At 60.8% G+C, this 25,558-nt stretch carries 21 protein-coding genes; 15 read left to right on the top strand and 6 right to left on the bottom strand.

Annotation, left to right across the window (positions count from 1 at the left end; all coding sequences use genetic code 11):
* Positions 1-3 precede the first annotated feature (3 nt).
* Together pheT and lpxB are read left to right on the top strand one after the other, a co-directional pair.
* Positions 4-2,466 (top strand): phenylalanine--tRNA ligase subunit beta, encoded by a 2,463-nt coding sequence (gene pheT / locus C0V97_RS01860; RefSeq protein WP_127100172.1) that lies wholly within the window; start codon positions 4-6, stop codon positions 2,464-2,466.
* A gap of 7 nt (positions 2,467-2,473) precedes the next feature.
* Positions 2,474-3,685, top strand: coding sequence for a lipid-A-disaccharide synthase (gene lpxB, locus C0V97_RS01855; protein ID WP_127100170.1), 1,212 nt, complete (start codon positions 2,474-2,476; stop codon positions 3,683-3,685).
* Between the two features lie 46 nt (positions 3,686-3,731).
* Here the strand turns inward: lpxB and hisI are convergent, their stop codons facing one another.
* Positions 3,732-4,154, bottom strand: coding sequence for a phosphoribosyl-AMP cyclohydrolase (gene hisI, locus C0V97_RS01850; protein ID WP_127100168.1), 423 nt, complete (start codon positions 4,152-4,154; stop codon positions 3,732-3,734).
* A complete protein-coding gene (locus C0V97_RS01845; protein ID WP_127100166.1) occupies positions 4,151-4,951 on the bottom strand; it encodes a folate-binding protein YgfZ in 801 nt (266 codons plus the stop codon). Before C0V97_RS01845 ends, hisI begins: the two co-directional genes overlap by 4 nt.
* Positions 4,952-5,104: 153 nt before the next feature.
* Here C0V97_RS01845 and C0V97_RS01840 point away from each other — a divergent pair, with 153 nt between their 5' ends.
* From C0V97_RS01840 to C0V97_RS01820, 5 genes are read left to right on the top strand one after another with little or no spacing between them, the layout of a single operon-like run.
* Entirely contained in the window at positions 5,105-7,414 is a 2,310-nt protein-coding gene (locus tag C0V97_RS01840; protein WP_127100164.1) for an adenylate/guanylate cyclase domain-containing protein, read from the top strand.
* Complete coding sequence (locus tag C0V97_RS01835; RefSeq protein WP_233581907.1) at positions 7,411-8,217, top strand: ABC transporter permease; 807 nt, start codon at positions 7,411-7,413, stop codon at positions 8,215-8,217. The genes C0V97_RS01840 and C0V97_RS01835 overlap by 4 nt, the downstream gene beginning before the upstream one ends.
* On the top strand, positions 8,214-8,915 hold the full coding sequence (locus tag C0V97_RS01830; RefSeq protein ID WP_127100162.1) for an ABC transporter ATP-binding protein: 702 nt from the start codon (positions 8,214-8,216) through the stop codon (positions 8,913-8,915). Before C0V97_RS01835 ends, C0V97_RS01830 begins: the two co-directional genes overlap by 4 nt.
* Positions 8,915-9,880 carry an MlaD family protein gene (locus C0V97_RS01825; protein ID WP_127100705.1) on the top strand — a complete coding sequence of 322 codons (966 nt, stop codon included), beginning with the start codon at positions 8,915-8,917 and terminating at the stop codon, positions 9,878-9,880. The genes C0V97_RS01830 and C0V97_RS01825 overlap by 1 nt, the downstream gene beginning before the upstream one ends.
* Complete coding sequence (locus tag C0V97_RS01820) at positions 9,877-10,668, top strand: hypothetical protein (RefSeq protein WP_127100160.1); 792 nt, start codon at positions 9,877-9,879, stop codon at positions 10,666-10,668. The genes C0V97_RS01825 and C0V97_RS01820 overlap by 4 nt, the downstream gene beginning before the upstream one ends.
* Before the next feature lie 67 nt (positions 10,669-10,735).
* Here C0V97_RS01820 and C0V97_RS01815 read toward each other — a convergent pair whose 3' ends face one another.
* The 3 genes from C0V97_RS01815 to C0V97_RS18260 are packed head-to-tail and all read right to left on the bottom strand — an operon-like array spanning position 10,736 to position 12,806.
* Entirely contained in the window at positions 10,736-11,023 is a 288-nt protein-coding gene (locus C0V97_RS01815; protein ID WP_127100158.1) for a hypothetical protein, read from the bottom strand.
* The gene (locus C0V97_RS01810) at positions 11,020-12,507 is read right to left on the bottom strand and encodes a PepSY domain-containing protein (protein WP_158625319.1); all 1,488 of its coding nucleotides are present in this window, start codon (positions 12,505-12,507) and stop codon (positions 11,020-11,022) included. Before C0V97_RS01810 ends, C0V97_RS01815 begins: the two co-directional genes overlap by 4 nt.
* Complete coding sequence (locus tag C0V97_RS18260) at positions 12,507-12,806, bottom strand: hypothetical protein (protein WP_127100154.1); 300 nt, start codon at positions 12,804-12,806, stop codon at positions 12,507-12,509. The genes C0V97_RS01810 and C0V97_RS18260 overlap by 1 nt, the downstream gene beginning before the upstream one ends.
* 236 nt (positions 12,807-13,042) lie before the next feature.
* Between C0V97_RS18260 and C0V97_RS01800 the strand changes: the two genes are divergently transcribed.
* Entirely contained in the window at positions 13,043-15,226 is a 2,184-nt protein-coding gene (locus C0V97_RS01800; RefSeq protein WP_127100703.1) for a TonB-dependent siderophore receptor, read from the top strand.
* Between the two features lie 357 nt (positions 15,227-15,583).
* Here the strand turns inward: C0V97_RS01800 and bioB are convergent, their stop codons facing one another.
* Entirely contained in the window at positions 15,584-16,606 is a 1,023-nt protein-coding gene (gene bioB / locus C0V97_RS01795; RefSeq protein ID WP_370264844.1) for a biotin synthase BioB, read from the bottom strand.
* A 127-nt stretch (positions 16,607-16,733) separates the two neighbouring features.
* Between bioB and C0V97_RS01790 the strand changes: the two genes are divergently transcribed.
* From C0V97_RS01790 to C0V97_RS01760, 7 genes are all read left to right on the top strand, one after another.
* Positions 16,734-17,558 carry an acyl-ACP desaturase gene (locus C0V97_RS01790; protein WP_127100150.1) on the top strand — a complete coding sequence of 275 codons (825 nt, stop codon included), beginning with the start codon at positions 16,734-16,736 and terminating at the stop codon, positions 17,556-17,558.
* Between the two features lie 95 nt (positions 17,559-17,653).
* Complete coding sequence (locus C0V97_RS01785; protein ID WP_370264841.1) at positions 17,654-18,289, top strand: Dabb family protein; 636 nt, start codon at positions 17,654-17,656, stop codon at positions 18,287-18,289.
* An 88-nt stretch (positions 18,290-18,377) separates the two neighbouring features.
* On the top strand, positions 18,378-20,498 hold the full coding sequence (locus tag C0V97_RS01780) for a M13 family metallopeptidase (protein WP_370264839.1): 2,121 nt from the start codon (positions 18,378-18,380) through the stop codon (positions 20,496-20,498).
* A gap of 229 nt (positions 20,499-20,727) precedes the next feature.
* Positions 20,728-22,596: a sensor histidine kinase gene (locus C0V97_RS01775; protein ID WP_158625318.1), complete on the top strand. Its 1,869-nt coding sequence runs from the start codon at positions 20,728-20,730 to the stop codon at positions 22,594-22,596.
* Positions 22,597-22,694: 98 nt separating this feature from the next.
* Positions 22,695-23,414, top strand: coding sequence for a glycine betaine ABC transporter substrate-binding protein (locus tag C0V97_RS01770; protein ID WP_127100144.1), 720 nt, complete (start codon positions 22,695-22,697; stop codon positions 23,412-23,414).
* Between the two features lie 274 nt (positions 23,415-23,688).
* Positions 23,689-24,567, top strand: a complete 879-nt coding sequence (locus C0V97_RS01765) for a class I SAM-dependent methyltransferase (RefSeq protein ID WP_127100142.1) — start codon at positions 23,689-23,691, stop codon at positions 24,565-24,567.
* 156 nt (positions 24,568-24,723) lie between these two features.
* Positions 24,724-25,500, top strand: a complete 777-nt coding sequence (locus tag C0V97_RS01760) for a hypothetical protein (RefSeq protein WP_127100140.1) — start codon at positions 24,724-24,726, stop codon at positions 25,498-25,500.
* The last annotated feature ends 58 nt before the right edge of the window (positions 25,501-25,558 follow it).

Raw genomic sequence — 25,558 nt, 5'->3', positions numbered from 1 at the left:
ACCATGAAGTTCACCCTATCCTGGCTGCGCGAGCATCTCGATTTCACGGTTTCGCTGGACACCATTCTTGCGAAGCTCAACGCCATCGGTCTTGAGGTCGAGAGTGTCGAGAACCCTGCCGACAGCCTCAAGGGCTTTCGCGTCGCCAAAATTCTGGAAGCGCATCGTCATCCCGATGCAGATCGTCTGCAAGTGTGCGTCGTCGCGGCTGGCGGCGGCTACGAGAAGGTTCAGGTCGTATGTGGCGCGCCCAATGCCCGAGCAGGGCTGCATGTGATCTTCGCTCCGCCGGGCACCTACATCCCGGGCAGCGACATCACCATCAAGGCAGGCAAGATCCGCGGACAGGAAAGCGGCGGCATGCTGTGCTCGCTGCGCGAACTCGGACTCGGGGCTGAATCCGACGGGATTGCCGAGTTGCCCGAGACCGTGGTGCTGGGTCAGTCCTATGCTGATTATGCCAAGCTCGACGATCCAGTGATCGATATTTCGATCACTCCGAACCGCGGTGATGCGCTGAGCGTGCGTGGTATCGCCCGCGATCTCGCCGCTTCGGGGCTGGGGCATCTCAAGCCCTGGCTGGTCGAGACGGTGGAAGGGCAGTTTCCCTCGCCCATCAACTGGCACATCCAGTATGAGTCTGCCTGTCCCTTCATCGCCGGGCGCCTGGTGCGCGGCGTCCGCAATGGACCAAGCCCCGACTGGCTGCGCCAGCGCCTCGAGTCCATCGGGCTCAAGCCGATCAGCGCGCTTGTCGATATCACCAATTACCTGACCTTCGATCTCGGGCGCCCGCTTCATGTGTTCGATGCAGGCAAGATCAGCGGGACCACGCTGTCGCTTGCCCGTGCGGCGCGCGAGACATTCGGCGCGTTGGATGGGCGCGATCTCGTTCTGGGCACCGACGATCTGGTGATCGTCGACAGTGCGGGCGTTCAGTCGCTTGCCGGGTTGATCGGTGGTGAAGCAACGGGTGTCAGCGACGAAACCGTTGATGTCTTCATCGAGGCTGCGCTTTTCGATCCCGTCCGTATTGCCCTGACCGGGCGCAGGCTCGGGGTGCATACCGATGCCCGCCAGCGTTTCGAGCGCGGTATCGACCCGGCTCTGGTGCTTTCAGGGCTTGAGGCCGCAACCCGTCTCATTCTCGATCTTTGTGGCGGAGAGGCCAGTGACGTCACGAGCGCCGGCGCAATCCCCGTCTGGCAGCGCGAGGCGTGGCTGCGCTTCGAGCGCCTGAGTTCTCTTGGCGGTGCCGACATCGCCGAGGAAGAGGCGACGCGTATCCTGGAGCATCTTGGCTTCGAGGTCCGTGAGCGCGCGGAAGGGCGCAGCTGTTTTGCCGTGCCGTCATGGCGCAATGACGTCGCGACGGGTGTCCAGCTCGATCAGGCCCCGCATCTCGATCCGGATCAGGCGCAGAGCGCGGCGTCATCCGTTCATGCCATCGAGGCAGAGAACGATCTGATCGAAGAAGTACTGCGCATCCATGGTCTGGACTCGGTGCCGCCTCTGCCCCTGCCGCTCAGAACCGCTATCGCTGCGCCTGCAGTCACCCCGGCGCAGAAGCGTCTTGGCGATCTGCGTCGTCTCTGCGCGCTTCGTGGCCTGGTTGAGACGATCGGGTTCTCCTTCGTTTCGCATGAGGATGCCCTGCTCTTCGGAGGCGCCCCTGAGGGGCTGCGCCTTTTGAACCCGATCGCCTCCGATCTGAATCAGATGCGGCCTACTCCGCTGATCAATCTGGTGCGGGCCTGGCAGCATAATGCGGCGCGCGGCTTCAACGACGCTGCCTTGTTCGAGCTCGGCCCCTGTTTTCATGCCGATGGCCAGAAGCTTGTTCTGGCAGGGTTGCGGGGAGGGGAAACGCCCCGTCGTCCCGGTGTGCGGGCTCAGGCGATGACGCTGTGGGATGCCAAAGCCGATCTCATGGCCGCTCTGGACGCATTGAAGCTTCCTGCTGATGCGCTCAGTGTCACGGCCGATGCGCCGGGCCACTACCATCCCGGTCGCTCGGGCGTGGTGCGTCAGGGCCCCAAGACCGTCCTCGGTTGTTTCGGTGAGCTGCATCCGCACGTGACACGCGCCATGGGGATCGATTCGACCCTCGTGGTTTTCGAAATCTTTCTCGATGCCGTGCCACTGCCTAAGGTCAAGCGTCGTCAACCGCCTGCGCTCTCGGCGTTCCAGCCGATCAGCCGTGATTTTGCGTTCATCGTGGCGCCGGGAGTGGACGCACAATCCGTGCTGAAGGCCGCACGAGGGGCAGAGCGCGCGCTCATCAGCGACGTAAGCCTGTTCGACATCTATGAGGGCGGCTCGCTCGAGCCCGGTCATCGCTCGCTTGGCATCGATGTCACGTTGCAGCCGGTCAAGGCCAGCCTGACGGATGAAGAGATCGAGGCCGTTTCCGAGAAGATCATCGCTGCGGTTGCCAAGGCAACCGGCGCAACTCTGAGGCGCTGAAACCCCCATGCCCCATTCAGCCATTACCCCTCGTGTCATCTGGCTTCTGGCAGGTGAGGCCAGCGGTGATGTGTTGGGGGCGCATCTGATGCAGGCGCTTCATGCGCGTGATCCGCATCTGATCTTCGTCGGCATTGGCGGCCCGCGCATGGAAGCCTTGGGGCTTGCCAGCCTTTTCCCGATGCGTGACCTCGCGGTAATGGGACTGGTCGAAGTACTGCCGCGCATCCGGCAACTCTCCCAGCGCCTGAACGAGGCGGTCAATGACGTTGTGCTGCGTCAGCCGGACATGATCGTCACCATCGATTCCCCAGGCTTTGCCCTGCGCTTTCTCAAGCGCCTGCGTCACGTCACTGTGCCCAAGATCCATTATGTCGGGCCGCAGGTCTGGGCCTGGCACGAGAAGCGCGTCCATAGCTTCCCCGAGCTATGGGACCGTTTGCTCTGTCTCCTCCCGTTTGAGGTGGACTGGTTCGGTGAGCGTGGTGTGGCCGTGGATTTCGTCGGACATCCTGTCCTGCAATCTGGCGCAGATCAGGGCGATGCCAGGCGTTTTCGCCTGAGGCACGGTATTGAGGATGACGCCCCGATCCTGATCCTGATGCCGGGCAGTCGCCGGTCCGAGGTGCCGCGCCTGTTACCGGTCTATGGCAAGATGCTCGCTTTGCTGCAGGAGAAGCTGCCCGGTATCGTACCGGTTCTGCCTCTGTCTCCGCTGGTGGCCCAGACGGTCAGGGCCGCCGTCGCGCGCTGGCCGGTCAGGCCGATCATCGTGACTGAGCTTCATGACAAGCATGACGCCTTCGCTGCCGCTGGTGCAGCGCTGACCAAGTCGGGAACCTCGACGCTCGAGCTTGCCCTGGCGCATGTGCCCATGGCGGTGGCATATCGCGTCAATCCGCTTACGGCCTTCATGGCGCGTCGCATGATCAAGGTGAAATATGTCGCCATGGTCAATCTGCTGGCAGAGCGTGAGGTCGTTCCAGAGCTGCTTCAGGAGCGCTGCACGCCCCGGGAGCTTGCCGATGCGTCCTATGCCTTGTTGACGGATCCGTCTCTGGGTACCTCACAAAGGGCGGCGTTCGATGAGGTGATGGCGCAGCTTCGGCCGCCGGAATCCCTTGCCCATAACGGGACACCGTCAGATGCGGCGGCCGAAGCTGTGCTGCGGATTCTCAATGAGAGAAGCGCTTCGCGTCCTACTGAGGCCGGGGGCTGAGGGAGAAGACGCGGCGCCGCGAAGGATGGCGTTGCGGGTGATAGGCTCAGTGTGCCCCACCGTAGAGCTGCTCGGGCGAGATTTCTGGTGCGGTCGTGTCGCGCAGTCCTTCTGGCACCACTTCGTGATAGAAGCAGCTACGTCGGCCCGTGTGACAGGCGACACCCGTCTGCTGGACGAGAAGCAGCACGGCGTCGCGATCACAGTCCAGACGCGCTGAGACGAGCGTCTGTCTCTGACCGGAGCTCTCTCCCTTGCGCCATAGCGCATTGCGGCTGCGGGAATAGTAGCAGACCTGGCCTGTCGCGAGCGTTTCCGCCAAAGCCTCCCGGTTCATCCAGGCAAGCATCAGAACATCATGGGGCGCTTCGGCAGACTGGGCGAGGGCGGTAATCAGCCCGTCCTCGTTGAAGCGCACTGTCTCCAGAAGCGCTGCGAGAGTGGCTGTGTCGGGGGGGAGATAGCTCATGATGTCTCGTCTTTGAACCAGTCAGGGATAAGCGGTGTGAGGGTTGTTCCCTCATGGTGGAGCGTCACTGCCCAGGCCTCACGGCGCAGAAGGGCCAGGCCGCGCTGTCCGATGGCGCTGCGCATCTGGCCTACTTCCCGACCGTCTAGCATGAGTGCGGTGCCGGGGGGCGGGAGGGGGCCGTCGCCCTGTACCGGAACGAGACGCTTCTTGACCAGACCGCGATAATGGGTCCGGGCGGTGAGTTCCTGTCCCATATAGCAGCCCTTGCTGAAGGAGATACCGTTCAGCCAGTCGAAATTTGCCTCGATCAGAAGCGTTTTCTCGCTCTCGCAATCGACAGCGTCGGGCAGGCCGAGCGAAAGCCTATGGGCATGATAGGCAGAAGCTGCGGCAGTATCTTCGCGTCGCAGAGACTGAGCGATGCGTCGTGCGCCTGCGCTCGCGAGGCGCGGATCGGCTCTCATTCCCCGGTCCTCGGCGTTATCGCCCCAGAGCGCTTCGACGCAAAGATCGGTGACCTCGATCTGAACATCGGCCCGAAGACGAAAGCGCAGGAGCTTCGTCCTCAGCATCTCGGCATGGTCTACGGGCACGTCCAGCAAAAGCCTGTCGGGCTCATGCCAGATGAAGAAATCCGACAGGTACCGCCCCTGCGGCGTCAGATAGCCGCACCAGATGAGCGCCGTGTCAGTGGCCGCCGCAACATCATTGGAAACGAGCCCCTGGAGGAAGCCGATGCGGTCCTGTCCGGTGACGGAAAGCACCGTGCGATCCGTGAGCCATGCTCTTGCCATCTTCATTCTCCAATTCGGGCAGTATTGGAAGGAGATGCGGGTTGCAGGGGCCTGAAACAAGAGAGAAAATGTGAACGCGACCCATGCAAATGTCGTGCGTTGAGACGCAAAAGCAAGTCATCCCCAGCAGGAGGGGATATCCTGGGAGGGTGATTGTTGCCTGTTTCTGAGATCATTGACCCGGCTGATCCCGAAGCCGAGCTGAGGAAGCGGCGGCTTATCGAGCTCGTCGCGCCGATATTGGGCGTGATTCTGGTGATCGTCGTGATCGTTGCTGTCACGCTCCATTCCTATCACAAGACGCGTGGCGGGGTTATTGCGCTCTCCCAGGACCTGCTGCGCGAGGAACAGAAGAATATCACGCAGGAAGTCTCGGATTATCTCGCTCCGGCCCCGGCGACGGCCATTGTCGCCCGTGATCTGCTGACTGACCCTGTCACCGATGCGCCCCCTCAGGTCTTTCTTGCTTATGGCGCATCCATGCTGCGCAACGTGCGGCAGGTCGAGAGCTTCTACCTTGCCGATGATCAGGGGTCATTCTGGTTCATCGATCGGGCGCCTGCCGATATTTCCGATGGCATGGAATGGGTTCATCTGATCCGGGACAAGAACGTCTTTCGTCACTGGTATTATGACAAGTCGGGCGGGCTGGTGCGCACGGTCGACACGCCGGGCAAGAATTATGATCCGAGAACCCGGCCCTGGTATAAGGGGGCGTTCGAGCACCCGGACCTGAACTGGTCGGACCCCTATCCGACCGTTGCGACCGAGGAACTGATCGTGACCGCGGCCAGCGTGCTGCACACGACAGACGGCCATCAGGCCGTATTCGCCATCAATATCTCCCTGAACCGCCTGACGGATTTCCTGGCCGCCATCAAGATCGGCAAGAGCGGGACCGCCGTCGTGGTGGACAAGGACGGGCGCATGGTGGCCGGGAGCCATCTGCTGGATGTGGCGCGCAAGGCGAACTGGAAGTTCGACAGCATGCTGCTTGACCCACAGACGCAACCCGTGTTCACGCGTGCGCTCGCACTTTACCATATCTACGGGGCGGGCGTTCACCTGATCAAGGCGCGCGACAAGCAATACGTCACGATCATGGCGTCGCTTCACAAGATCCGTCCTGGATGGATCCTGATGCTGAACGCACCCGAGGATGATTTCGCGGCCTTCGCCGCAGCGGCGGGGCGGCAGGGCTTTCTGTTTTCCATGGTCATCGTGGTGCTGGCCGCCCTGCTCGCAGGGTTTCTGGTACGTCAGAACCGCAGGACCGAGCGGCTGCAACGCCAGATCGGCTTTGAGCGCGCCCAGGTCCGTGCCGAGAGCCTGGCGCTCAATGCCATGGCTGGCACACCCAACCTGCTCGACCCTAATCATGACGCCCCTCTTCTCACCCAGCGTCTTTCCGAACTTGCCAAGGCCCGCCGCGTCAGTCTCTGGCGATCGGTGGGAGACGATCAGCGCCTGCTTTGCGAAGATTCGTATGATCAGTCGAGCGATGCCCATAGCGCGGGCATGGAGCTCTCTCATAACGATCTCTCGGCTTTCTTTGGTCTGCTGATGTCGGGCGATGTGATCGAAAGCGATAGCGCGGCGACGCAGGAAGGACTCAGGACCTTTCAGCGGATGGTGATGACCCAGATCAACTCACGATCGGTCTATATCCAGCCGATTCTGGCGCGCGGCTCGGTGATTGGCATGCTGGTGCTGGAAGACGCCATCCGTCCCCATGCTGTCTCGCATATCATTGCCATTGTGGCAGAGATCGCCGCCGTGCGCTTTGCCGCGATGCGCGCCGACGAAACACGCGTCGAGCAGCCGGATCAGGCCGGCACGAGTGACCATAGCGCGGCGACAACGCGTCTGGGTGAAGGTTTTCTCGCTTCCCCCCGTGCGGAAGGTACGCCCGATCTGGTGCCTGGGCAGTATAGCCAGGTTGCCGTGGCGACCATCCTGTTCATGGATACAACGTCCGATACCAATGTGGATCTCCTGCCGGTGGTGCAATCTCTCGTCCGGAAATTTCAGGAGGTCATGCGGCACGAATCGCTCTTTTCGGCCCAGATCCTCGGTAATCGCCTCGTCCTGATCGGGGGATGCACCCAAACCCCGGACCCTGACTCCGCACGGCGTGTCGCAAATGCCGTGCTGGCCCTGCGCGAAATCGCGCTGATCACGCTGGCCGATGCAGAGCTGACACCAAGCTTCCGTATCGGGCTCGATGTCGGGCCTGCTTTCGGTGCCATTCTGGGGGATGATCCCGGGATCTTCAATGTCTGGGGCGAGGCGGTTCAGACATCGGAACTCCTGGCGATCAGCGCGCCCGACTCAGGAACCATTCAGGTTTCCGAAACCGCTCATGCGCTGTTGCGGGATTATTATCTCTTCCGGCCTCGTGGCATGTTCTATCTTCCTGCCGTCGGAATCACGAACACCTATGTTCTGGCGGCCAAGCGGTGAGTGAGACACTGCCTCGTTATCGTCGGTGGCTGCGCGCACTGGGAGGGCTGACCCGTCGTCAGCTGCGGTTTACCCTCATGCTGGTCGGAGCGAGCTGGGGGGTGGCGCGGGAAGCCTGTCGTCCCAGTTCATGGCGACGCACGGTGGTGTACGAATTCAAGAGCACCTTGCGGCAGGCGGCCGGGGGCGGGTTGTTCAGCACGCTCTTTACAGCCGGTCTGACCGGGTTCGGCATCGTGGCTCAGGCAATCTACTGGCTGGGTATCGCGGGGATGGCCGATACGACGGACTCCCTGCTTGCGACAGTTCTGGTACGTGAAATCGCGCCGGTCCTGGTGGGCGTCATTCTGCTCGGGCGCAGCGGTATGCTCGGTCTGACCCAGCTGGGGCAACTGACCATTGGCGGCGAGTTGCGGGCCCTGCAGGGGCTCGGCATCGATCCTTTCCTGACGCTGGTCATGCCGCGTGCTCTGGCGATGATGCTGAGTTCCTTCACGCTTGGCGTTGTCTTCAGCCTCACCTCGCTTTCAGTCGGTTACGGTGTCTGTCGCCTGCATTCGATCATCACCATGCCGCTCTGGACATTTCTCTACGACATCGTGGGGGCCATGAAGCCCATCGATTATCTCGGCATTCCGCTCAAACTGATCATCAGCGGCTTTCTGCTGAGCCTGACGACCCAGCTCACCGGGCTGGACGCCACGCGTTCCGATACCATCGCCACGTTATTGCCGCGCGGCTTTGCACGCGGGATCCTGGTGATCATGGTCGTCAATGTCATTCTCGGAGTGCTTGTGGCATGAGCGACGATCTCCACGCGGCGCTCGAACTGCGCGAAGCCTGCCCTGTATTCGAAGAGAGCGGGCTGACATCGGTGCCCTACAGCCTGAGGCTGATGCCTGGAGACTGTCTTCTCATCGCTTGTCGTGACCCCGTGCGCGCGACACGTTTTGCCGATCTATGCAGTGGGTTGATCCCGCTCGTTTCGGGGCAGGCTCTGTGTATGGGGCTCGATTGGGAGCATCTGGCCGAAAACCGGGCCTGGGCGCTGCGTGGGCGCATTGGCCGTGTGATGCAGCAGGGAGCTTGGATCGACCTGTTTGGTACCGATCTCAACATCCTTGTGCAGCAATTGCATCATACCCGTACCACCACCGAAGATCTCGTGGCCCAGGCGATCACCCTGTCGCGTCGCTTCGGCCTGCCCGGCCTGCCCACCCTGACCCCGGGACGGCTTAATAATGCCGATAGGGCGCGGGCGGCCTGTGTGAGAGCCTTTCTGGGGGAACCCAAGCTGCTCATTCTGGAAGATCCCGTTGATCTTGAGACCGCCGATATGATGACCGCCTTCCTTGCGGAGCTTACCGCGGCGCGCGAGCGCGGATGCGGGGTGATCTGGTTCTCACGCGAGCCGGATCTTTGGCACGGCTATAATGCCGCTGGAACGCATCGATACAGATTGCTCGACGAGGGTCTGATGCCAATGAAACAGGGGGTGTGATGTTTCGCATACGCACGAATACCGAAACCGATGGCCGCTCGCGTCCTCTCATGCGTATTCGCTACGCCGATGAGTGGGTGGGAATTCTCGTGGTCGCGACTTTTGGCCTGTTCATTTTCGCTATCGTCGAGGCGGGTATCCTGCGTGATTGGCTTACGCCATCAGGAAAGCTGCACTTCAACCTGCCCGAGAGCGGGATTGCCGGGCTCGCCGTGGGGAATGATATCGAGCTGATGGGCATCCGCATCGGGTCGATCCGCTCGGTCAAGATCAACCCGCACGGCAATATGTATGCGATTGCCGATATCGATCCTCAATTCGAGCCTTACATTCGCAAGGATAGTCGCGCGATCATTCGGCACCGTTTTGTCGTTGCCGGGGCGAGCTATATCGAGCTCGAGCGCAGCAAGGGGCCAGCCATGGATTGGGAGTTCGCCGAACTCGAGGCGACGGTGGAACCTAATCCGGCGGATATGATCACCAAAACCATTGGCGATATTCGCGCCGGAATGATGCCGGCCCTGCACAACGCCGACAAGATCATGGCCGATCTGGCTGCCGTGACCACCGCCATACGCTCGGGCAAGGGGTCGATCGGCGGGATCGTTATGGATGACAAGCTGCTCAATCAGGCGGATGCCGTGTTGAAAACGCTGCAGGATTCGATCGAGAGACTGAAGCCGATCGAGGGGCAGATTTCCGGTGTGCTGAAGCAGACGCAAGGGACCATGGAAAATCTGCGCCAGAGCAGCGGGGATGTGCGCAAGGCAACGCCCAAGCTCAAGGATACGATGACGCATCTTGACGAGGCGAGCGCCCAGCTTCCAGCATTGCTGACACAGGCTCAGGCGACCACAAACAGCCTCAAGCGTCTGACCGATCAGCTGCGCGGTCTCTGGATCCTGGGGGGCGGCGGAAGCAAGGCGCCACCGCGCCGACTGCGCGCCGGAGATATCAAGCCATGAGTCGGCATTTTCTCATTCTCTCCACAGCGCTGCTGGCGCTCAGCGCATGTGGGGGGAGCGCTGATCCTGATGGAATACGCACTGATCAAGGCTATGCCAATGCGATGGATGTTGGACGCGACAGCTTCGACATGACTCATGCCGAGCAGGCGAAGGCCCAGTTCGAGACAGCCTATGACAGGGCTTTGTTGCGCGATGATGCCGATGATCTGCGCGACGCCGGGTATAATCTCGCGATTGCCGAACTGACCATGGGGAATTCCAGCAAGGCGCTGGCGACCGTAGCTCGGGTACGGCACGATCTCTCTCTGCGCACCGATCCTTCCAGCCCGGCGCTGGATCTCGTGGCAATGGCGGCGTATTGCCGCCTCGGCCAGTATCGCGAGGCACTTGATCAGGGCCGTCGGGTCCGGACGAACGATCCGGCATTGCTGGAGCGCCTGGCGTTTCTTACGGGGCTTGCCGCAGACGGCGTCGGTGATGGCACCACGCTGGCCTCTGCCCTCAATGCTCTGCCGCTCCCTTCCAAGAAGGCGCCTCTGCTCGAGCAGGCAGATCGTGCCGAGCTCGTATCGAGACTCGCCCTGCGCCAGGGGGCTTTCGACCAGGCAGAGAGCGAGGCGCTCAAGGCTGCCGGATTGCGGCGCGACCGTCTGGATTATCGCGGTATGGCTCGCGCGCTCGATTGCGCTGCTCAGGCTGCACGGGGCGCCGGGGCTGGGGGGCGAGCCGCCGCTTATGCCCAGCGCGCCGCGCAGAGCCGGGAGCAGGCGTCGCCCCCGGGCTGAACTTGCCGCCACGTGTCGGGAGAGGCGTTCGCTATCGCTGGCTCATCGCCCCGGGGGAGGGGCGCTTTCAGCTGGCTCTTTTCTCCTGACGCGCGAGATGAACGGAGAAGCCTGTCAGAGCGAGACAGGCCAGTACTCCAGCCACCGAGCCTGTGCCGAGCCAGGTCAGGAGGCCCTGAATGGCACCAAGCTTCCAGCACAGCCAGAGCGCTAGAGGTGGAAACGAAAGACGGCACAGATGCAGGGGGAGCCCCGGTAAGATCGGAAGCCCTGTGGTACGGAGCATCTTGGGTTGCAGAAGGGCATGTGCGGCGAGAGCCAGGCCCCAGAGGAGGAGAGAGGCGAGAATGATCATAGGGCTACCAGCCTGCGATGGATCAGGAACGCCATGAGACCGATTGTCATCGCTGTGAGATCGACCGCCTTATAGACATCGAACCCGCTCAGTAATCCTGTCACGCTGCGCGTCAGGAGATCGAGTGGAAAGAGTGCGATTGCGAAAGCCGCAAAGACCACGCATTGTTCGTTCCAGCCTCGATGAGGTGTCCTGCCGAAACTGCGTATCGCACCGTGCAGGAGGGCTGCAGCCCAGACGCAGAAGAAGGCCCGTATCTCGAAAACCTCGCGCCCCGGCAAGTCAGACCAGAACAGTCTGTTGGCCCAGAAATAGGCAAGACAGGCGAGAGGCAGGCCGGTTGTAACCGCCATGGCCAGGGTTTCCGCCAATCGGAACAAGAAGGTCTTCGCCTTTTTCGAACGGTGCTTCATCAGGAAGAGCACAAGCCCGCCCGACATCATGACGCTTCCGACGATACCGGACAGGAAATAGAGCCAGCGCAGGGACAGCGGTGCCCAACGGATGAAGTGAAGGCCTCGCAGCACCCCGCTGATGCGATGCAGGGTGTCCGGTACTGTCACGACCTTGAGGAGCGAACCATCCCGATCAGAGAACTCGGCGTGATCGCGTGACAGGGCGAAGGAGGCGGAATCCGCCTTGGTCATGGACACCTTGCCCTTGTCAAACAGTACGAGGCCGATCGATCCTGCGCCGAACTGGGTCTCCGCTTGATGGAACATGGGAGCGAGCGGCGCCGAGAGTGGCGTGCGTTCGGTCCAGGCCGGTGCAGCACCGGACTGTCCGTGGGGTGCATGGGGGCGTTCATGCCCGCCGGGTCTCCCATGATGGGCGGAACCGAACATCGGAAAAAGCCGGGGGGCATGAATGACAGCCCCCGTATAGGCCATCATGACCATGAACGGGAGGAAGAGAACCCCCGCGAGGATATGCGCGTCCATCCAGGCGCGCGTTCGGGACGCGAAAGGACGGAAAAGCAGCAGATCGCTGAAGAGCGATCGAAAATGGATGACGATGCCCGAGCCTACTGCGATCAGAAGGCCGACAGCCGCGATCTCCGTAAGCATATTGCCCCAGAACGGACCGTAATAAAGCGAATGGTGCAGGTCGAAGAAAAGCTGCCCACCACCCGTTTGCCGTGTCTGGAAAGGATATCCATCCACCGGGCTATAAGCAGTACCAATGAAAGCATGGCCGTTGAAATGCTGGATACGGATAATCGGGTCGCGGGGTGTCGGCAGTGTGATGAAGGCGTTCTCGCCCTTCTCACGCAGTTCCGCCACGATATACCCTACTTGGTTGAGCGCCGCATCGCTCATAGGTTCGGGATGATAATGCGAGAGTTCCGGCTGCATCCAGCGCGTCAGTTCCGTGTCGAACAGCGCGAGCGATCCGCCCGTGAACGTAACCACCAGAACGAGCCCGCCCAGAAAGCCGACCCATTCATGAAGCCACCCCATCCGGGTGCGAAGCGTGTCACGCATCAGCAGGTCCATCCATAGGCAAGCGCCGGAAGGCCGCAGCCCAGGCAGCCCAAGGCGAGGACGTGCAGAGGTTGATTCTTCCGCAGGGATGGAAACGAGAATAACGCGAGCAATAGGGCGGGCATGAGCACGAAGGCGCAGAGGAAGCCCACAATAAGCAGGCTGTCGCCTCCCAGTCGGCGGAAGACCCAGAGCGTGACCAGTGCTATCAGATAAATGACTCCCAGCCCTCCAATTAAACGGGCTGCCCAGGACCGTATCAGAATACGGTCATTCTTGATTTTGAGACTCTTTCGCATGTGGTTCCTGTGCAACAGGGCCTGACTATCCTGACATTCTTGTGAAAGGGGATGCAGAGTTTAGTTGCGAGCGTTTCTTATTCGCGTCTATTTGGCCCCGTCATTTACCTATTGTCAATGAGACCGCGCTCTTGAACTGCAAGCCTTTCGTCCGCCTTTCCGTGCTCCGTCCCTCCCGTCCGGGCCAGTCCTCGAACGGCTATCTCCTTACCCGATTGACCCTTTCCTCTTTGCTTATGCTCTCCGTGGCGCTGCCACGTGAAAGCTGGGCACAGGATGCTGGTCAGGGGCAAGCGCAAACCGAGACGAAACAGACCGGGCAAGCGGGTAATGCGTCGAAGACGGCGCGAGCAAAGACGCTGACCAGTGACGAGCAGATCGAGGTGAAGGCGCAGCGTCAGAACCGTATGGAAGTGAAGTCAGGCGGCAATCTGGGAGCGTTGGGGGACAAGAAGGGTCTCGATGTGCCCTTCAATGTCCGCAGCTATACCTCGGCCCTGATCCTGAACCAGCAGTCCCAGACGCTGGGCGAAGTGCTGATGAACGACCCGACGGTTCGCACGACCTATGGCTACGGCAATTTCTCCGAGCAGTTCATCATCCGCGGGTTCCCGGTCTATGGCGATGATGTGGCGATTGACGGACTCTATGGCATCACGCCGCGACAGCTCGTCTCGCCGCAGCTCTACGACCAGGTCCAGGTGCTGAATGGCGCCAGCGCGTTTCTCAACGGCGCAGCCCCAGGCGGTACGGCCCAGGGTGGCAATATCAATCTCGAATTCAAGCATGCAGGCGATACGCCGCTGACGCGCATTACCGGAGACTATACCAGCTCCTCAATGGGGGGCGGTGCGGTCGATGTCGGTCGGCGCTTCGGGCAGGACAAGCAGTTTGGCGTGCGCATCAATGTGGCCGGGCGCAGCGGCGTCTCGGCGATCGATCGTGAAAAGCGCCATCAGGTGGCCGTGGGTGGCGGGTTCGACTGGCATGATCGCTCGGAGCGCACCCGGGTCACTGTGGACATGGCTTACGAGAACCAGGGCGTGAATGGCGGTCGCGGTGGTGTGTTCCTCAGCGGCGTCACCAGCGTTCCCAAGGTGCCGGGCGCGGGGGCGAATTATGGCCAGCCCTGGACCTATACAGAGCTCAACTACATCTATGGCAAGCTCAAGGTCGAACATGACTTTGGCAAGTATCTGACCGCCTATGCGCAGTTCGGTGGCCTCGGGGGCAATGAAAAGGGCAATTACGGCAGCACCTATGTGACGAACAGCCAGACTAGTGCGGGCTATAACGGCGCGATGTATGTGCCCTATGTTCAGACCAATGAGAGCACCCAGGCGGGTCTGCGCTCGCATTACCACACGGGTGGCATCAAGCATGAGATCAATGCGGGCGGATCAGGGCTCTGGGAAGAAAATGCCTCGGCCTACGCGCTTGCTCTGACACGACAGCAGACGAATCTCTATCATCCGACGCTGTATAATGCGTCTCAACCCGAAACCTACATTGGCGGCAATATCGATAATCCCCAGAAGAACAATACGACACGTCTGTGGAGCCTGTTCTTCTCGGATACGGTCTCGGCGTTCCATGATCGCGTGGCACTGACAGCGGGCTTCCGCTACCAGTCCATCAAGACAGTGGCCTATAATTACGGCAAGGGAACGCCCACGGGCTACGATCAGGGCGCGTTCACGCCGGTGGTCGGGCTGGTGGTGCATCCCACCCGACAGACGTCCATTTATTTCAACCGTATCGAGGGTCTTGCTCCTGGCCCGCAGGCGAGTGGGCAGGTTGTCAATCTCGGCCAGATCTTCCCGCCCTATCAGACGGTCCAGTACGAGCTTGGGGCCAAATATGACATCGGCCGCTTCTCGACCTCGGTCTCGATCTTCCAGATCGATCAGCCCAACTCCTATACCGTGGCCATTCCCGGTACGGGGATGAGCATCTTCTCTGTCGATGGTCTACAGCGTAACCGTGGCATCGAGTTCACCGTCAATGGCGAGATCGTCAAGGGGCTGCGCTTCAACGGGGGTACGTCAATCATCGATGCCGATCAGCGTCGCACTTCGGGTGGCCTCTACGACGGCAACCGTGCGATCGGCGTGCCGGGTTACACGATCAACGGCAATCTCGAATATGATCTGCCGTTCATTCGTGGGGCGACTGTCACCGGGCGTGTGATCCAGACCGGCCATCAATATGCCAATAATCTCAACACGCTGCGTGTGCCGAACTGGACGCGCTTCGACGTCGGCGCGCGCTACAGCTTTGTCGTAGAACACAAGGCCATCACGACCCGTCTGGGCGTGGATAACCTCGCCAATAGCCGTTACTGGGAGAGTGCTTTTGGCGGCTATCTGCTGCAAGGCCTGCCGCGTACCTTCAAGTTCTCGGTCACAGCCGATTTCTGATTGACGCAGGGCGCGCATGGGCGCGCCCTTGATCGTCCTGCACGGTCAGCGGAAGAATGCTTCCGAGCCAGCCTTCGGGCTGGCTTTTTTTATGCGTCATTACGGGAAGCTGGAGTGCTCAGGCGCCTTGGGCAGATGAGGAGGCCCAGCCGGTATGCGGCGATGGGCGCAGAAGACGATCGTGCCCCTCACCACTTGCAAAATGCCTGGACCTGTCTGCTTCGGGTCGACCCCGGAATCAAAAGGCCCTTTGTTCGCGCCAAAGCTTGCGGCAGCGTCCCGGAAACTCCGCCCATAAAAAAAGGCCAGCCCCTTCTCAGGAACTGGCCTTTCCCTTTAATCAGCGAGGACGCGGTGTCAGTGCCCCTCGGTCATTGGCTTCATGCCGAGGCTGGCAAGAAGCTTACGGTCACGATGCTCGGCCGGGTTGGGCGTGGTCAGCAGCTTGTCACCGCAGAAGATCGAGTTCGCACCCGCCAGGAACACCAGGGCATGGGCTTCGTCGCTCATCAATTCACGGCCTGCGGCGAGGCGCACATGGCTGGCCGGCATGGTGATGCGGGCAGCGGCCACGACACGGGCGAATGTGATGGGATCGACGGCTTCGGCCTCGGCGAGGGGTGTGCCCTCGACGCGCACGAGCAGGTTGATCGGCACGCTCTCGGGATGCTGGGGCAGGGAGGCGAGGGTAGCGATCAGCCCGGCGCGGTCGCTTTCATCTTCCCCCATGCCCACGATGCCGCCGCAGCAGACATTGATCCCGGCGTCACGCACATTGGAGAGCGTGTCGAGGCGGTCCTGATAGGTTCGGGTGGTGATAATCTTGTCGTAATACTCGGGCGAGGTGTCGAGGTTGTGGTTGTAGTAGTCGAGCCCGGCGTCTTTGAGGCGGCGCGACTGCTCGCCATCGAGCATACCCAGCGTAACGCAGGTTTCGAGCCCGAGCGCCTTCACGCCCTCGATCATAGCGCAGACCGTGTCGAGATCACGTTCCTTGGGGGAGCGCCAGGCTGCGCCCATGCAGAAGCGTCCGGCACCGGCTGCCTTGGCGGCGCGGGCTTCGGTCAGGACCTTTTCAAGGGCCATCAGACGTTCCGCCTTCACGCTTTTCTCGTGAAGGGCGCTCTGGGGGCAATAGGCGCAGTCTTCCGGGCAGCCGCCCGTCTTGATGGAGAGGAGCGTCGAGATCTGCACCCGGGTCGGGTCAAAATAGGCGCGATGGGCCATCTGGGCGCGGAAGATCAGCTCCGGGAAAGGCAGGTCGATCAGCGCGGCTACTTCGTCGCGTGTCCAGTCATGCCTGAGTTCAGGTTTCCAGCTTGCCGCAGCGCGAAGTTCACGAGGGACGACCGGGTCACGTGTCAGGGTATCGAGGGACATGCGGGGCATGGCTCCAAAACATTTGAAAACGAAAAGCTCGCGCAGCGATGCCACAGCAAGGGGGCGCTTGTCACGCGCCTGCGCGAGAACTCTACCCAAATTGGCGCGGACATGTCATCTAGGCGTCATGAAACATTGGCGCATCGATCAGATGGATTGGGATGCTTTCGATGCATCCCGCGTGGACCCGGACCTGATTCCGGTCATCAAGGCTGCGGCTGTGGTCGAGCGGAACGGGCTCGATTACGCGGTTTATCTCGGCAATGTCTTTGTGGGCGATCCCGATTTCCGTCAGGCTGCCGATAATTGGGCCGTCGAGGAAGTGCAGCATGGCGACGCGCTCGGTAAATGGGCGATGCTGGCGGATCCGAGCTGGGATTACATGACCGCCTTCGAGCGTTATCGCGCGACCTATCACATCGAGCAGGATGTCGACGCATCGATACGTGGCTCACGCACGGGCGAGCTGATTGCCCGTTGTATGGTCGAGACCGGGACCTCGTCCTTCTATACGGCTCTGGCCGATGCCACGGACGAGCCTGTGCTCAAGGCCATCTGCAAACAGATTGCGGCTGACGAGTACCGTCATTTCAAGCTTTTCTACGATCACATGCATCGTTACCTGAAGCGTGAGAAGCTGAGCGTGTGGCAGCGTACGAAGATTGCGCTCGGCCGCGTGACCGAGAGCGAGGACGACGAGCTCGCGACGGCGTATTACACGACGAACATGTCGAACAACACGCCTTATGATCACAAGAAATGCATTGCTGCGTACATGGCGCGGGCCATGGGCTGTTATCAGCCCAAGCATATAAACCGGGTGACGAGCATGATCTTCAAAACGATCGGCTTCACGCCGCATTCACGTGTTCAGAACCTCGTCGCACGTGCCATGTATGCGCTGATCCAGTTCAAGGCCAAGCGCTATCGGCGTTCCGTCATGGCCTCATAACGAAAGCGTTTTTTGTCCTACGGCGAATTAAGCCCTTATACGGCACGTTTCCGGTCTAATATGGCGGGAAGTATTCACCGTGGAGAGCTTTGGCTGTGCTGACACATCTTGCGCGTCTCACCCTTGGGGTGACCCTTGTTTCAGCGTTTGCGCTGGGTCTGGCCCCGAGGCCAGCCCTGGCGGATCCCTATTCCCTCCCTATCGCCTCATCCGGGCCCGTGATCCTGCCGCCCGTCGCCGATGACGGGACGATCGCGGCACGGCAGCTCGCCGCGCAGGTCGGGCTGGCCCAGTTCACCGCGCCAGGCTGGCGTCCTGGCCTGCTGCGCCATGTCGTGATGTTCCGCTACAAATCCGGTACGACCGCCGCGATGCGCGCCGAGATCACCATGCGCTTCCTGCGTCTGGCCGAAGATTCCCGCCGTCCCGATGGATCGCACCCCGTTAGATCCATCGAGATGGGCGTGCAAAACAGTGGGGAGGGCGCTGATGCCGGATTGCAACAGGCTTTTATCGTGACCTTCGCCTCGGAAGGCGATCGCAACTTCTACGTGGGCAAGCCGGTCATCATGGACCCGGCCTGGTTCGATCCCGCGCATGAGGCCTTCAAGAGCTTCGCGGCACCGTCGATCGAGAAGGTGATTGTATTCGACCTCAATGTCCTGGCCACGGCAAGCCGTGCGCCCTCGGGGCATGGCGAAAAAGCCAGGCATTCACAGACTCGCCGTTGAGATTAATCTGTCATAACGTTGCATAACGTATCTTCTCGCGTCTCGACCGAGAGGGCGGAATGTTCACCAGAGTGGAAAAGGCTGATCTGTGACCGGAAAACTGCAAACGAAATCGTCGATCTGGCTCGGTGCTGTCAGTCTTCTGGCCCTGACGGGGCACGCGGCCCTGGCACAGGATACGGCCAAGAGCCCTGCAAAGACGACCTCTTCGGCGCCTCAGGCTGCGCCAACCCCCGTCAAACCCTATGATCCGACCTGGGGTTTCGACATGGCCGGGATGGATAAGGCCATCAAGCCGGGCAATAACTTCTTCCTCTACGCCAATGGTACCTATCTCAAGAACATCGTGATCCCACCGGATCGCTCATCTTTCGGGCCGTTCATCATCCTGGCCGAGACTGCGCGTGAGCGCGTCCAGAAAATCCTGAGCGAGGCCGGGAAGAACCCGGTTGCCGAGCCCAAGACGACGGAAGAAAAGCTGGGCGCGTTCTATGCCAGCTTCCTTGACGAGGCCAAGGCGGAACAGTTGGGCGCGACCCCGCTCAAGGCGGATCTGGAGGCTATTCGCGCGGTCAAGGATGCGCCTTCCCTGGCGCGGCTCTTCGGGCAGGCGACGCGTGGTTTCCAGTACGCGCCGTTCGGGATCATGATCAATGCTGACGACAAGGATCCGACGCAATACGCCCTGTCCTTGCACCAGGGGTCGCTGGGCCTGCCTGATCGGGACTACTATCTGAAGCCCGAATTCGCCGCCAAGCGTAAGGCCTATCAGGCTTATATCGCCAAGATGCTCACGCTGATCTCCTGGCCGCAGCCCGAACAGGAAGCCGCGCATATCCTGGCGCTGGAAACCGATCTGGCGAAGGCCGAGTGGTCGCGCACCGAACTGCGCAATCCGGTCAAGATCTATAATCCGATGACAGTTGCGGATCTCGCTAAGAAGGCGCCGGGTGTGAACTGGCACGACTTCCTCGAGGCGGCCGGGATTCCTGCGAGCGGGCTTGAGTCGCGCAGGCTCATTGTGGGCGAGCCAACGGCTCTTGCCGGCATGGCCAAGATTCTGTCCGGTGCCGAATACGCCACGCTTCAGGCTTGGCTCGCTTTCCATCTCTCGGATAACGCTGCCGGCTATCTGAGCCACAATTTCGTTCAGGCCTCGTTCGATTTCAACGATCGCGAACTCGAGGGCTCGCCGCAGCTTCCGGTGCGCTGGAAGCTTGCTGTCAGCCACAGCGAAGCCGCGATGGGCTGGGCTATTGGCAAGATCTATGTTGATCAGTATTTCCCCCCCGAAGCCAAGGCGCGCATCACGGAACTGACCCAGGATGTGAAGGCGGCTTTCGCCAACCGTCTGGCGCATAATAGCTGGATGGCGCCTGCCACCCGCGAGGCAGCCGGGCGCAAACTGCAGAACTTCGAGATCCAGGTTGGCTACCCCAACAAGTGGCGCGACTATGCAGGGCTGACCATCAAGCCGGGTGATATCTATGGCAACGGTGCGCGGTCGATCGCCTTCGAGTGGCAGTACAATCTGGGCCATCTGGACAAGAAGGTGGATCGCAACGAGTGGTTCATGACGCCGCAGACGGTCAACGCGTATAACGACCCCAACCAGGTCGAGATCGTTTTCCCGGCAGCGATCCTGCAGCCGCCTTTCTTCGACCCGAAGGGAGATGCAGCGGTCAATTACGGCGCTATCGGTGGGGTGATCGGTCACGAAATGACCCATTCCTTCGATGATGAGGGGCGTCAGTATGACGAGCACGGACGTCTGCATCAGTGGTGGACGCCGGACGACGTGAAGCGCTTCTCGGCTCTGGCAGACCGCTTCGGCAAGCAATACGACGCGTTCCAGGTCCTGCCGGGCGTTCACCTGAACGGCAAGCTGACCATGGGCGAGAATATTGCTGATCTGGGTGGGCTGACACTTGCGCTCGATGCTTATCATGCCTCTCTGCATGGCCAGCCTGCGCCGGTCGTCCATGGTCTCTCGGGTGATCAGCGCGTGTTCCTCGGTTGGGCTCAGGTCTGGCGTCAGAAGCTGCGCGAGGATTCGATCCGCAATCGCGCCGTGACCGACCCGCATTCCGCACCTGAGGCTCGGGTCAATATCCCCATGCATAATATCGATGCCTGGTACGATGCTTTTGGCGTGAAGCAGGGCGATGCGCTCTATCTCGCACCGAAGGATCGCGTTAAAATATGGTGAAATACCCGTGAAACACGGTGTAGGTTCACGCTATGGCCTGTCTGCCGGTCGGGGTGTCGCCCCGTCCGGCAGAGGACCGGAAAGGTGGTAACGACCTGATGCGAGTCACTGGAACGGCAAGGGAACAGTCTCCGACAGAAGAGACGACCGATCCGTTCATCTTTCCCGTGGCTGGGCCTTCATGAGGCGCCAGCAGGATTTGCATGATCTCCTCACGGCGGCAGCGGCAATGGCTCGTGCTCCAGGGGCCTATCTGGCTTTGCCTGAGCGCGGAAGGCAGGCTCTGGCCGTCACTTTCGGGCCTCTGCCCGAAACGCTGGTCGTACCCGAATCCGCGCCGGACAGGAATTTCATCCAGGAGGTGATCCAGCCTCTCGCCGAACTGGCGCAGCCCCCCTGGAACTATACCTTCCAGATACGCCACCCGGTTCCCTTGCCGGAAGGCGAGGGAGTGGCGACGCTCTGTTTCCTGAGCAGAACGTTTCTCGATCCTGATGCCATTTCTTTTCGCGCAGGGCTGGAGGCGATTATCCGCCAGATTGGTTTGGCTCTCGCGCGCCATGCCGAGAGGGGGGAAGACACCGTTTCGGCAGGCGGTTCTGGGCGCAGTCCAGTGCGGGGCGGGGCGGGGCGTCGTCGCCTTCCCGGTACGCCGATCCTTCCTTCGATCGAGGATTTGCCGGGTATCGGCACGTTCGAGATCAGGCTGGGCAGCAATCTCATCACTCTTTCGGCCGAGCTGTTGCGTCTGACAGGGGTGCCGACGGGAACGCAATGCCCGATGGATGTGTTTCAGCGCTGCATGCCTGTCCCCGATGCGGATCTCCTGCACTTTGCAGATGGCACGAGTGATGAAATCCTGCTGACCGAAACGGATTTTGCCGTAGAGAGCCTGTCCGATCAGACCAGAAGCTGGGTCAGACGCAGGGCGGAGGTCGAGGCCGATGAGCGCGGCAAGCCGTGGCGCCTCATCGGCACGCTCGAAGATATCACGCGGGACCGTGTGGCGACCAACCGGCTGGCGGCCATGGTGATGCTCGGCGATGCCTTGCGCAAGGTCGATACCGCCCCCGAAGCCTATCATGCAGCTGCAAGCGCGCTGGGTGATGCGCTCGGCGCTGATCGCGCGGGATGGGCCGCCATCGAACCGGGTGACGAGACGCGTTTCAGGATTGCTCAGGACTGGCATGGGTTCTCGATCCCCAGCGCCGAGGGGCTCTATTCACGCGACGCTTTTGCCACCGCACTTGACGTGCTGGAGCAGGGCCTCCTTCTCGCGGTTCGCGACGCGCGGGAGAATGTCTGGATTCCCTGTGTCATGCCGGGGCAGGACCCGACAGACCGGGTCAGGGCGCAGCTCCTCATGCCTGTTTTGAGCCAGGGACGCATGACACATTGCCTCTTTGCGCAGTGCTTCTCGCCACGAGACTGGACCGATCAGGAACTCGCCTTTTTGCGTGCAGTCACCGATCGCGTTCAGGCGGCGGTCGCCTCTCTCGATGCGCGTGCGCATCAGCAGACAATGCATCAGGAACTGGCGCATCGCCTCAAGAATACGCTCGCTCTGGTTCAGGCTCTCGCCAATCAGAGCCTGCGCGGGGTCGAGAACCGGGAGGCGGTCAAGGCTTTTGAAAAACGTCTCGTGGCGTTGGGTTCGGCCCATGAATTGCTCATGCGTCAGGCCTGGCAAAGTGGCGACCTCGAGACCCTGGCCTGTGAGGTGCTCTCGCGTATCGCCCCGATCGATCGCTTCAACCTTGCGGGAGAGAGGGTATCGCTCGGGCCCAACACCGCGACAACTCTGGGATTGATGCTGCATGAACTCGGCACCAATGCGGCAAAGTACGGGGCGTTGAGCGCGGAGGGCGGCAAAGTCACCTTCGATTGGTCGATCACGAGCGAGCGGGAGCGGCCTCTTCTCTCGTTGCACTGGATGGAGGAAGGGGGGCCTCCTGTCGTGGCCCCCAGCGCAAAAGGATTTGGGTCGCGTCTGCTTCATGTCGGGTTCGGACATCAGGGCTCGGCCATTCTGCGCTATCCGCCTTCGGGGTGCGAGGCCATGTTTACCGTGCCGCTCCATCAGGCCCAGGAAAATTGAACAAACGCGTCAGGTCCTGAGTATCCTCTTGCCATTCCACGGCTGAAGTGATCGAACACAGGCATTCCGCCTGAATTCTGTTTGCTGAAGGATGTTCGATGACAACGATCTCACTGGGCCATTTGCGCGACGCCCTGAATGCCGGCTGCGCGAGCGCCGTTGCGCGGGTTCTCGACGCCCATGAGGTCGAGGTCGATTTCGTCGATGCTGATCAATCGGAACTGCCGGGTCTGCTGGAAGAAGGCGCGATAGACCTTCTGGTTTCGGCCTGGCTGCCACGCGATGCAGGGCTGCTGCAACACGGGATGCGGGTTCTGGGTACGCTCTATCGCCCCTATTACTGTTGGGCCGGTTATGGTGGGCTTGAGACAATCGAGGGGCTGACCGCAGGGCAGATTACCCGGGTGATCACCACGCGCTCGGACGAAGCGCAGATGCGCGGACTTCTCGCGCAGACGGAAGCGCTTTCCGAAACAGCGGTCACGCTTTGTGCCGATGAGTCGCTCTATGCGACCGTGCAGAACGCTCGTGAGGCAGGGGAAAATTTTCTCGTCTTTCTGGCCCAGCCCCACGCGCTGTTTCATGATGACCGCTTCCAGCCGGTACGCGATGCCCGTCTGGGAGAAGAGATGGAAGCAAACCTGCTGGTGCGAGAGGCCGTCGCAGCCTGTGCGGACCAGGACATGCTCGACGAATTGTCCGAGATGACCCTTGGCAACAAGGTCATGAGCGCGCTCGATCATGCGATTCAGATCGATGGCATGGATCCGGAAGAAGCCGCCGAAGCCTGGCAACGCGGGCGTCTGGTCGCCCGCTGAGCGCTCCGCGATAATGACGGGGCACGAAGGCTCAGCCCATTGTGTTGGGGAAAAGGCGTGCTCCTGCTCCGGCGCACGCGCGTTACGTTGAAGTGTTAGACGGGGGACACATCCACCAGTGGGCAGGGTTCTGCTCTATTTCAGGGCATGTTTCTAGTTTAGAAACATGTACTGTTCCACAACTCTGCTGGTAGAACGATTCTATTTACTGATATTTTAATGATCTGTTGTTTTGTCTATGGTGGCGGCTTTCCGATTCAGTCGAAAGCGCCTCATGGCTTCTCATCCGGATGCCGCCGATCTTTTTGAAAAATTCCGACAATGCAGTGACGAGCAATGGTTGCAGATCCTCGTGGCCTCGCTGCGCCTCCCGGAGATCGAGCAGGTGCTCATGCCGGGTTTCCCCAGTGAGACCCTTCAAAGTGAGATCCATGGCCATTCGGGCGAGGTTTCGCTTCACGAAGCCTTCATGTTCTTTCGTGAGGTCAAGGCCTATTGTCGTTATGCGGGTCAGCCTCTCGCCGCTGATACGCGCATGCTCGATTTCGGTTGTGGCTGGGGGCGTATCCTTCGTCTCTTCATGAAGGACGTACGCCCGGAGAATCTGTTCGGGGTCGATGTCACATCGCGCTTCCTCATGGAGGCACGACGCTGTAATCCGGCTCTGGCCTTTCTTTCCTGCGGTCTCGCGCCCCCGATGATCATGAAAGATCAATCCCTCGACCTTGTCGTGTCGTTCTCGGTGTTCTCGCATCTGGATGAGTTTCTTGCTGGTCTCTGGATCAATGAATTCCATCGCCTTCTGAAACCTGGCGGGCTTGCCATCATCACCACGCAAAGCCGACGTTTTCTAGCCTTCTGCGCAGAGCAACGCCTCAGGCGGGCTTCTGGCATCCGGCTCGAGCATGGCTGGCACGAAGCCTGCGCCGATAGTTTCACCGACGAGCCCCTGGCCAATGCCCGGTATGACGCGGGGCGGTTCCTGCATGCGACACCATCCCGGCGGCCCAATCCTGGTGCCCATTACGGTGAGGCGATTATCCCGCGCGCCTATATCAGTCAGAAATGGGGACAGCTGTTCAGGATCATCGAATTCCTCGATGATCCCTCCCGCGTCCCGCAGGTCTTCATCGTCCTGCAGAAGAAGTCCTGAGGAGAGCCTAGCTTGGCCCTGTCGAGAAGAATTGCGTCCTCTCTTTTTGCCCTCTTCTCAGCCTCTGTGGCGATATGGCCCGACCGGGCGCTTGCCCAGATCGTGTCCCATCGGACGGAAACTCCGCAGGGCATTGTCTCAGCGCAGGGCGTGAGCATGCCTCGATCGCCGGGCTCCGGGTCGGACAGGGAGGAGACCATCGAGGTATCCGGTCAGGCGCTTGTGCCTATCGAGCACGGGTATAGGCGGCTCGAGCGAGTATTCAGACGTTTTGACTCATTTCCATCCTCGGACCGTGCCGGGTTGACGTTGCATATGGACGCGCATCTCCAGCCCGGCGATCGTTCAGCACGTGGTTCGGTCCTGCAGCTTCAAAGCGACACCCATGTCCAGCTGCTCCTGAACGGTGTGGAAAACGAGGTCGTCGTCCCGCATGATGAAACGCTCTGGCAGAAGGATCCTCCGCTCTATGCACGGCTGCGTCCTGGAGAGGCGCTCAGTATCGGGTTCTTCTTCACAATCGACCCGCAGGGTCTTGGGGCGAGGGAGCATAGGACAGGGGACCATTCCCTCGAGGACCCCACCCGCAAGGACCATCTCTCGAAGGAGGGGCAGAGCTTCACTCAGGCTCAGGCCCGTCACTGGCTCGGGCAACTTGATCGGTGCATCGAGGATGAAGGTGGATTTCTGCTCGCTCTGCTTCTGCCCGATACACACAAGCTGAGTGTCGATCTGGCGCCGAATAGCCGGTTCGAGGTGGTCGAGCACGGCGTTGCCCGCCTGCTGGTCGATAACCAGGGGGCTGTGCCCTATCGCTTCGTCTTCAGGCCGCAGGATTATGCTCGTGATGCGGTATTTCAGTCCGATCGCCCATTTATGCGCCTCGTGCTCACCCTACCTTTCGCGTTGCATGGCACGCTCAAGCGTGCGTAACGATTTGACAGGGACGGCCCGCCTCCGCCATCACGCGATGCAGAATTGCTCAATCTTG

Origin of the sequence: Asaia sp. W19 (assembly GCF_003994335.1) — a bacterium.
Lineage (GTDB): Bacteria > Pseudomonadota > Alphaproteobacteria > Acetobacterales > Acetobacteraceae > Asaia.
Note: the sequence above shows the minus strand (reverse complement) of the source record. Positions and strands in the feature narration are given on the sequence as shown.